2 protein-coding genes are annotated in these 714 nt (G+C 66.5%); one reads left to right on the forward strand and one right to left on the reverse strand.

Annotated elements, in window-relative coordinates; all coding sequences use genetic code 11:
- The coding region (locus F6Q13_RS18680; RefSeq protein WP_293059710.1) for a class I SAM-dependent methyltransferase at positions 1–478 on the forward strand (478 nt) is incomplete at its 5' end.
- Positions 479–527: 49 nt separating this feature from the next.
- Here the strand turns inward: F6Q13_RS18680 and F6Q13_RS18685 are convergent.
- Positions 528–714: magnesium transporter (locus tag F6Q13_RS18685; RefSeq protein ID WP_293059712.1), on the reverse strand; the 187-nt coding region annotated here is incomplete at its 5' end.

Consider the following 714-nt stretch of genomic DNA (forward strand, 5'->3'; position numbering starts at 1 on the left):
TCGGCGGCGCGTCGCTGGACGGAGAGCAGTTCGCGACCCTGTGGCCGCGCAGCTTGTGCCGCGCGGGACCGCCACCGGCGTCGACGTGTGGCGCACACTCGACCAATCCGGCAACGACCCGGAGCTGACCCGCCGCAACGCCGAACGCGAGGGGGTGGCCGACCGAATCGAGTTACTCACCGCCGACATCCGCTCGATTCCCGTGCCGGACGATAGCTTCGACCTGGCCGTCTCGAGCCTGGCAATCCACAACCTCCCCGACGCGACGGCGCGCGACGAGGTGATCGATGAGGCAGTGCGCGTGATGCGACCGGGCGGCACCCTGCTCATCGCAGATATCCGCGCCACCAACGCCTACGCCGAGCGGCTCCGCCACCACGGCATGGCCGACGTGCGCACACGCGGCCTGGGCTGGCGCTTCTGGTACGGCGGCCCCTTCATCGCCACAAAGCTCGTCACCGCCCGAAAACCGGCATAGCCGAAGTATGACAATTTCTCACCGCTGAACCCGAATGCACCTAGAGCGCTCAGATGCCATGCAGTTCCGACAGCATCGAGCGAGCGATCATGAAGTAGATGATCAGCCCGGTGCCGTCGACGATAGTGGCGATCATCGGGCCTGAAACGACGGCCGGGTCGACCCGCAACACCTTCAGCAAGGGCGGAAGCAGCGCCGCGATCAGCGACGACCACAGCACTATTGCTGCCACCGTC

This window comes from Mycobacterium sp., assembly GCF_008709575.1.
Classification (GTDB): domain Bacteria; phylum Actinomycetota; class Actinomycetes; order Mycobacteriales; family Mycobacteriaceae; genus Mycobacterium.